Below are 2584 nucleotides of genomic sequence, written 5' to 3'. Positions count from 1 at the left end.
GGTCGCGGGCCTGTCGGCCCATCTTTCGAAACCCGGCACACCACTGCCGGAATTCGAGGACATCAGCCCCCGCCTCAACGAAATCGAGAAGTCGCTGGCTGGAACCCGCGATTCCATCCTCACCGCGGCGCGCGAGGCAGCCGAGAACGCCGTCAGTTCGATGGCCGGCTCCAGCGCCAACACCGCGGCCGTTTCCGGGCTCGCCCAGGATCTGAAGACGCTCGAAGCACTGACGCGCCGTTCCGACGAGCGCAATTCACGAACCTTCGAGGCCATCCACGACACGCTGCTCAAGATCGTCGACCGGCTGGGGTCGCTGGAAACCAGCGAGCCGACCGACGCGGTGAGCGAACTTCTGAATGCGCCGTCCGAGCCGGACAGCTGGCGCGGCGGGCGGCGGGCGAAGATGACCGTTCAGGCCGCGCCGTCCATGGATATCGACCAGCCACTGCCGCTGATGGGTGACATGGCCGAACTCGAGAGCCGTGCCGCTGCCATCATGCGCAACGGACCAAACCAGCGCACACCGGCCGAAGCCGCGGCCGCGGCGGCCATGGCCGCGCTTGGCTCCGACACACTGCCGGAGACGGACGAACCGGCCGGCGGCCGCAAGTCGATGTTCGGTGGACTGGCGCGCGCCTTCAAGGGCAAGAAGGAGGCGGACATTCCGCCGCTTGCAGGATCGGAGCCTGGTGTCGAGATACCAAGCGTCGACCTTGACGAGCCGCTCGACCCCAAGCTTGCCAACCGGCCCCTGGAGCCCGGCTCCGGCGCGCCCGACCTCAATGCCATCATGAAGCGCGTTCGTGATGAGCGCGGACCGGCGGCCAGGACCGGCGACACCGATACGGCGAAGTCGGATTTCATCGCGGCGGCCAGACGAGCGGCACAGGCCGCCGCCGCCGAGGCTGAGGTTCTCAAGCGGCAGTCGACGAAGAGCGGCCCGGTGAAGGCGCTCAGAATCGGCGACCTGCTCAAGAAGCGGCGCAAGCCGCTCTTGATGGGGACAACCGCCATCTTGCTGGCGATTTCCGGACAGCAACTGGGCAAGGCCTTCTTCTCCGACCCCGTCGAAATGGCCAGCAACGATGCGGCGCCGATCGTGGCGGCGCAGCCGGTGGAAACCGCGTCGGCCGGTGCCACCAGCGAGCCGAAGACGGCTGCGCAAATCGCAGATCAGGACAGCGAGCCGGACCGTACTGTCAGGCAGGCAGAGCCATCCGCATCCCTGACCAAGGACGATATGACGGCGCAGACCGCTCTCTACGCGCCGACCAAAGCCGAAACCCCGATGGACTCCATGTCCGCAGAGCCCGCCCCTGCTCCCGCGGCTCCTGCTCCAATGGCATCGGCGGCGTCGCCTGATGCGATGGCCGCGTCGCCGGAAGCGACTGCCTCGACATCCGCGGAAACCACCACTGCCGAGCCAATGGCCACTGCGCCGGCGAACACGCCGAGCGCTCAGGACATGACCGGCGCGGTTGCGCCCGCGGATGCTTCGACGACGCCAGCCATTGCCAAGATCGACATACCGGCCGATGCCGGCCCGGCGGCGTTGCGCGACGCGGCGGCCGACGGCGACGCCAAGGCGTTGTTCGAGATCGGCTCGCGCTATGCCGAATCGCGCGGCGTCAAGGAAGACATGGCCGCGGCCGCCAAATGGTACGAGAAATCAGCCGAACTCGGCTTCGCCCCGGCGGAGTACCGCATCGGCAATTTCTACGAGAAGGGCGTGGGCGTCGCGCGCGACGTCAAGAAGTCGAAGACCTGGTACCAGCTGGCCGCGGAACAGGGCAACGCCAGCGCCATGCATAATCTGGCCGTGCTCTTCGCCATGGCGGCGGACGGTGTGACCGACAATGAATCGGCTGCCAAGTGGTTCCAGGCCGCCGCCGATCTCGGCGTCAAGGACAGCCAGTTCAATCTCGGCATCCTGGCGGCGAAAGGCGTCGGGATGAAGCAGAACCTCGAAGAATCCTACAAATGGTTCGCGCTCGTCGCCAAGACCGGCGACAAGGACGCGGCGGCAAAGCGCGACGAGATCGCCAACGCGCTCAGGCCCGAGCAGCTGGAACGCGCCCGCGCCGCCGCCGAACTGTGGAAGGCAAAGCCGCTCGATCCGGCGGCGAATTCGGCCGACATTCCCGAATCCTGGCAGGATGGCACGCCCCAGATCACCGCCAGCGTCGACATGAAAAAGGCGGTTCAGAACATACAGCGCATCCTCAACAAGAACGGCTATGAGGCCGGCAACGCCGACGGCGTGATGGGCGGGAAAACCAAGACCGCGATCATGGCTTTCCAGACCGACAACAAGATGAAGGCGACCGGTACGGTCGACGAAAAGCTGGTCAAGGCGCTGCTGGCGCGCAAATAACGGCAGATGCGTCGTTTACACGATGCCCTTGCCACACATTTGCCTGTTAACTGATTGAGTTGTTTTTGTTTCGGCGGCGCGGCGAGGTTTGACTTCGCCGTCCGGCCGGCGCAAGAACAATTTAGCTTTTTTGGCGCAAGATGCCCGCAACGGTTGCATTCGCCGACAGGCATATTGATCGAGACTGACGGGTGGGCATCTATCTCC

At 65.4% G+C, this 2584-nt stretch carries 2 protein-coding genes; one reads left to right on the top strand and one right to left on the bottom strand.

Annotated features, from left to right (window positions below):
* A partial coding sequence (locus CN311_RS08345; RefSeq protein ID WP_165779633.1) for an SEL1-like repeat protein occupies nt 1–2377 on the top strand: 2377 nt, incomplete at its 5' end.
* A gap of 15 nt (nt 2378–2392) precedes the next feature.
* Here the strand turns inward: CN311_RS08345 and CN311_RS32915 are convergent.
* Nucleotides 2393–2584, bottom strand: a 192-nt coding sequence (locus CN311_RS32915; protein ID WP_208866458.1) for a hypothetical protein, incomplete at its 5' end; no start/stop codon positions are given.

The sequence above is a fragment of the Mesorhizobium sanjuanii genome (assembly GCF_002529485.1).
Lineage (GTDB): Bacteria > Pseudomonadota > Alphaproteobacteria > Rhizobiales > Rhizobiaceae > Mesorhizobium > Mesorhizobium sanjuanii.
The sequence above is the reverse complement of the archived record's forward strand: the minus strand, read 5'-3'. Positions and strand labels throughout refer to the sequence as shown.